A 6,147-nucleotide genomic window follows, 5' to 3' on the forward strand; every position below is an offset into this window, starting at 1 on the left:
CCGGGGGCCCATTGGCATGTGTTCGGTACGTCATGGGGTGGGCGAAAGCCGTACAAACAGGGCGTGGGGGAGCATGCGCCGTCAGCGAACACCCGGGTGAGGGGGCATGAGCTGTGGGCGGCGCGCGTTAGGGTCGAGCAAAGCCAATCGATAACGACGCATCGGAAGGTGACGCTGTGACCAGCCCGCCGACCTTCTTCCAGCCCATCGGCTTCGAGCCCGAGTCGCGTGGCAGAGAGAACGGCCCCGCCCGGCTTGAAGACCAGCTCTACCAGCGTCTGCTGCGTGAGCGAATCGTGGTGCTCGGCACTCAGGTCAATGACGAGGTCGCCAACCGGCTCTGCGCCGAGCTCCTCCTGCTCGCCGCCGACGATCCCAACCGGGACATCTGGATGTACATCAACTCTCCCGGCGGTTCCGTGACGGCCGGCATGGCGATTTACGACATGATGGAGTATGTGCCGAACGACGTCTGCACGGTGGCGATGGGCCTGGCCGCTTCCATGGGCCAGTTCCTGCTGTGCGCCGGCGCTCCCGGCAAGCGCTACGCCCTGCCCCACGCCCGGATCATGATGCACCAGCCCTCGGGCGGCATCGGCGGCACCGCCGCCGACATCGCGATCCAGGCCGAGCAGATGCTCTACGTCAAGAAGACCTTGGCCGAGCGCATCGCCCACCACACCGGCCAGCCGCTCGACCAGATCGAGCGCGACTCCGACCGCGACCGCTGGTTCACGGCCGACGAGGCCAAGGACTACGGCTTCATCGACCAAGTCGTGCGCAGCGCGCGGCAGGTGCCCTCCGAGGGCGCCGTTTCATGACGGGAGCGTCCATGAGTGACCTGATTCGGCCGGGTGACATCAACGGCCGCTACATCATCCCTTCGTTCGTCGAGCGCACGACCTACGGCGTCAAGGAGATGAACCCGTACAACAAGCTGTTCGAGGATCGCATCATCTTCCTCGGCGTCCAGATCGACGACGCCTCGGCGAACGACGTGATGGCGCAGCTTCTGACACTCGAGTCGCTCGACCCCGACCGTGACATCAGCATCTACATCAACTCGCCCGGCGGGTCCTTCACGGCCATGACGGCGATCTACGACACGATGCAGTTCGTCCGGCCGGAGATCCAGACCGTGTGCCTGGGCCAGGCGGCCTCGGCCGCGGCGGTGCTGCTCGCGGGCGGCACGCCCGGCAAGCGCTTCGCCCTGCCGAACGCCCGGGTCCTGATCCACCAGCCCTCCACCGAGGGCGGCGGCCAGGGGTCCGACATCGAGATCCAGGCTCGTGAGATCCTGCGTATGCGGGACCTTCTGGAGCAGATCGTGGCCAAGCACACCGGCAAGGACGCGGCCGAGGTCCGTCGCGACATCGAGCGCGACAAGATCCTCAGCGCCGACGAAGCCAAGGCCTACGGAATCGTCGACGACATCATTCCGTCGCGCAAGCGCCAGACGGCTGCCGTCGCCTCGTAAGAGATCGAAGGTCGCAAGTGCACCGGAACGGTGCCCAATTGGGCACCTTCCGGTGCGACTCACCGCTAGGGGGCTCACTGAGGGCCCGGAAGACGGTAACGTCGAAACCTGAGCGGGATGACGTTTTCGCACCGAAGTGACCGGCGCGAATGACCGGACCGCGGCAGCAGGGCGGTCCCACGCAAAGGAGAGTCTGGGGTGGCACGCATCGGCGACGGGGGAGACCTGCTCAAATGCTCGTTCTGTGGCAAGAGCCAGAAGCAGGTCAAGAAGCTCATCGCTGGACCAGGCGTCTACATCTGCGATGAGTGCATCGAGCTCTGCAACGAGATCATCGAGGAGGAGCTCTCCGAGTCCTCTGAGCTGAAGTGGGACAACCTCCCCAAGCCTCGAGAGATCTACGAGTTCCTCGACGCCTACGTGATCGGCCAGGACAAGGCCAAGAAGGCCCTTTCCGTCGCGGTCTACAACCACTACAAGCGGGTCCAGTCCGGCGAGCGCGGCCGTGACGACGGGCTCGAGTTGTCGAAGTCCAACATCCTGCTTCTCGGCCCCACCGGCTCCGGCAAGACGCTCCTGGCCCAGACCCTGGCCAAGATGCTCAACGTGCCGTTCGCCATCGCCGACGCCACCGCCCTCACCGAGGCCGGCTACGTGGGCGAAGACGTCGAGAACATCCTGCTGAAGCTGATCCAGGCCGCCGACTACGACGTCAAGAAGGCCGAGACCGGCATCATCTACATCGACGAGGTCGACAAGATCGCCCGCAAGAGCGAGAACCCGTCGATCACCCGCGACGTCTCCGGCGAGGGCGTGCAGCAGGCGCTGCTGAAGATACTGGAGGGCACCACCGCATCGGTGCCTCCGCAGGGCGGCCGCAAGCACCCCCACCAGGAGTTCATCCAGATCGACACCACCAACGTGCTGTTCATCTGCGGTGGCGCCTTCGCGGGCCTCGAGAAGATCATCGAGTCCCGGGTGGGCAAGAAGGGCATCGGCTTCAACGCCATCATCCGGTCCAAGGAAGAGGTCGACTCGGTCGACATCTTCGGCGACGTGATGCCCGAAGACCTGCTGAAGTTCGGCATGATCCCCGAGTTCGTGGGCCGTCTGCCGGTCATCACCAGCGTCCATAACCTCGACCGCGAGGCCCTGATCCAGATCCTCACCGAGCCCCGCAACGCCCTGGTCAAGCAGTACCGGCGGCTGTTCGAGCTCGACAACGTGGAGCTGGAGTTCTCCGACGACGCGCTCGAGGCCATCGCCGACCAGGCGATCCTGCGCGGCACCGGCGCCCGCGGCCTGCGCGCCATCCTGGAGGAGGTCCTCCTCTCGGTGATGTACGAAGTGCCCTCGCGACAGGATGTCGCTCGGGTCGTCATCACCCGCGAGGCGGTTCTCGAACACGTCAACCCGACGCTGATCCCGCGCGATCAGCTGAAGCAGCAGCGCACTCCGCGAGAGAAGTCCGCATAACACATAGTGGGCCGGGGCGCTCGGTGGGAGCTTCTAGAATTGGCTCTCGTGACGACGCCTGAACTGCCGACCCAGTATGCCCCTGCCGATGTCGAGGCCCCCAGCTACGAGCGCTGGGTAGCGGCCGGTCACTTCGGAGCGAGCGCGGTAGACGGGCGAGAGCCGTACAGCATCGTCCTCCCGCCGCCCAACGTGACCGGCTCGCTCCATGTCGGCCACGCCCTCGACCACTCGATCCAAGACGCGCTGACCCGCCGGGCCCGCATGCGGGGCAACGCCACCCTGTGGCTGCCCGGCATGGACCACGCCGGAATCGCGACGCAGAACGTCGTCGAGCGCGAGCTGGCCAAGGAGGGCCTCTCCCGCCACGACCTCGGCCGCGAGGCCTTCATCGACCGGGTCTGGCAGTGGAAAGAGGAGTCGGGCGGCCGCATCCTCGGCCAGATGAAGAAGCTCGGCGACGGGGTCGACTGGTCCCGTGAGCGCTTCACGATGGACGAGGGCCTGTCGCGGGCCGTCCAGACGATCTTCAAGCGCCTCTTCGACGACGGCCTGATCTACCGGGCCAACCGCATCATCAACTGGTGCCCCCGCTGCCTCACCGCACTGTCCGACATCGAGGTCGAACACCAGGAAGACGAGGGCGAGCTCGTCTCGATCCGCTACGGCGACGGTGACGACGCGATCGTCGTGGCCACCACCCGCGCCGAGACCATGCTCGGCGACACCGCCGTCGCGGTGCACCCCGCCGACGAGCGCTACGCCCACCTGATCGGCCGCGAGGTCGAGCTGCCGCTGACCGGCCGGCGCATCCCGATCGTCGCCGACGACCACGTCGACCCGGCCTTCGGCACCGGCGCGGTCAAGGTCACCCCGGCCCACGACCCCAACGACTTCGAGATCGGCCGCCGCCACGACCTGCCGTCCCTGGCGATCATGGATGAGCGGGGCGTCATCACCGCCCACGGGCCCTTCCAGGGCCTCGACCGGTTCGAGGCGCGCCCCGCGGTCGTCGCGGCGCTGCGCGCCGAAGGCCGGATCGTCGCCGAGAAGCGCCCCTACCTCCACAGCGTCGGCCACTGCTCGCGCTGCAAGACCGTGGTCGAGCCGCGCCTGTCGCTGCAGTGGTTCGTCAACGTCTCCCCGCTGGCCAAGGCCGCGGGCGACGCCGTCCGCGACGGCCGCACCCACATCCACCCGCCGGAGCTGGCCAAGCGCTACTTCGACTGGGTCGACGACATGCACGACTGGTGCATCTCGCGCCAGCTGTGGTGGGGCCACCGCATCCCGGTCTGGTACGGCCCCGAGGGCGAGGTCGTCTGCGTCGGCCCCGACGACGAGATCCCCGAGGGCTACACGCAGGACCCCGACGTCCTGGACACCTGGTTCTCCTCGGGCCTGTGGCCGTTCTCCACGCTCGGCTGGCCCGACGCGACCGACGACCTCAAGAAGTTCTATCCGACGACCGTCCTGGTCACCGGCTACGACATCCTCTTCTTCTGGGTCGCCAGGATGATGATGTTCGGCCTCTACGCCATGGACGGGCAGCCGCCGTTCAAGACCGTCGCGCTGCACGGCATGGTCCGCGACCAGTTCGGCAAGAAGATGTCGAAGTCGTTCGGCAACGTCATCGACCCCCTCGACTGGATCGAGCGCTACGGCGCCGACGCCACCCGCTTCACCCTGCTGCGCGGCGCCAACCCCGGCTCCGACGTGGCGATCAGCGAAGACTGGGCGGCCGGCTCCCGCAACTTCTGCAACAAGATCTGGAACGCCACCCGGTTCGCTCTCATGAACGGCGCCGTCAGCGACGGCCTGCCCGAGGAGCTGACCGCGGCCGACCGCTGGATCCTGTCGCGCCTGCAGTCGGTGACCGCGCTGGTCGACACGGCCTTCGACGACTTCGAGTTCGCCAAGATCAGCGACTCGCTCTACCACTTCGCGTGGGACGAGGTCTGCGACTGGTATCTGGAGCTCGCGAAGATCCAGATCGCCGGCGGCGGCCAGGTCGCCGAGAACACCAAGCGTGTCCTGGGCCATGTCTTCGACGCGTTGCTGCGCCTGCTCCACCCGCTGACCCCGTTCGTCACCGAGGAACTGTGGCGCGCGGTCACCGGCCGCGAGTCGATCGTGGTGGCGCCCTGGCCGGTGAGCGATCCGGCGTTCGCCGACGCGGGGGCGGAGTCGGAGATCGAGGCCGTGCAGAATCTCGTCACCGAGGTCCGGCGCTTCCGCTCCGACCAGGGTCTCAAGCCCGGCCAGCGTGTCGCGGCCCGTCTCTCTCTTTCCGGTACGGCCGTCGCCGCCCACGAAGACGCCATCCGCTCCCTTCTCAGGCTCGACCCGTCGGGTGAGAGTTTCACGCCGACCGCGCGCCTCGCCGTGGGCACGGTCACCGTGGAGATCGACACTGCCGGCGCCATCGATGTGGCGGCCGAGCGCAAGCGGCTGGAGAAGGACCTCGCGGTCGCGAAGAAGGAACAGGCCCAGGTCACGGGCAAGCTCGGCAACGAGCAGTTCATGGCGAAGGCCCCCGACGACGTGGTGGCGAAGGTGCGCGCCCGCGCAGCTCAGGCGGTGGAGGACATCGCCCGCCTGGAGGCTCAACTTGCCTCGTTGCCCCGGGTTTAGGGTTTCGTGGCCAGGGAATGATTACCGGGTTGCCGAAGTGGGTCGCGGCATCCCCGCAGAGGTGCTAATGTTCTTGTTACGCCAAGCGGGACGGCGCGGCCCGGACTCGGAAGAGCCGGGGCGATCAGATCCCCAAGGCGTCCCCAACAACTTCCTCCGGGAAAACCGGGCGATTTGACATCGCCCGGAGCTCGGGTAAGTTAGACGGGTTGCTCTCGAAAGGGAGCACTTCCAGCGGGAAATGGAAAATGTCGAATCACCGAATTTGACACTAACCGGAAGCGCTGCGAAGATAAAGACACAAAGAAAAAAGCAAGTCCGTTTCTTGAGAACTCAACAGTGTGCTAAAAGCCAGTGCATGATGCACAACCCCGTCTATTAGACGGATTCCTTTGGTTGACATTATGTCAGCCGGGAAAATTCTCTGAAGACATCTTTTGGAGAGTTTGATCCTGGCTCAGGACGAACGCTGGCGGCGTGCTTAACACATGCAAGTCGAGCGGAAAGGCCCTTCGGGGTACTCGAGCGGCGAACGGGTGAGTAACACGTGAGTAACCTGCCCC

The 6,147-nt window shown here is 66.1% G+C and carries 4 protein-coding genes and 1 rRNA gene; all 5 read left to right on the forward strand.

The features are described 5' to 3' along the window. The first annotated feature begins 176 nt into the window (after positions 1–176). Positions 177–821, forward strand: a complete 645-nt coding sequence (locus GT755_RS25830) for a ClpP family protease (RefSeq protein WP_030456813.1) — start codon at positions 177–179, stop codon at positions 819–821. 11 nt (positions 822–832) lie between these two features. Further along, a complete protein-coding gene (locus GT755_RS25835; protein ID WP_161482189.1) occupies positions 833–1,477 on the forward strand; it encodes an ATP-dependent Clp protease proteolytic subunit in 645 nt (214 codons plus the stop codon). Positions 1,478–1,675: 198 nt separating this feature from the next. Continuing rightward, a complete protein-coding gene (gene clpX, locus GT755_RS25840; RefSeq protein WP_030456815.1) occupies positions 1,676–2,953 on the forward strand; it encodes an ATP-dependent Clp protease ATP-binding subunit ClpX in 1,278 nt (425 codons plus the stop codon). A gap of 48 nt (positions 2,954–3,001) precedes the next feature. Further along, a complete protein-coding gene (locus tag GT755_RS25845) occupies positions 3,002–5,584 on the forward strand; it encodes a valine--tRNA ligase (RefSeq protein WP_407929420.1) in 2,583 nt (860 codons plus the stop codon). A 434-nt stretch (positions 5,585–6,018) separates the two neighbouring features. After that, positions 6,019–6,147: ribosomal RNA gene (locus tag GT755_RS25850) — 16S ribosomal RNA — on the forward strand; the annotation flags it as partial.

Origin of the sequence: Herbidospora solisilvae, assembly GCF_009901565.1 — a bacterium.
Taxonomy (GTDB): Bacteria; Actinomycetota; Actinomycetes; order Streptosporangiales; family Streptosporangiaceae; genus Herbidospora; species Herbidospora solisilvae.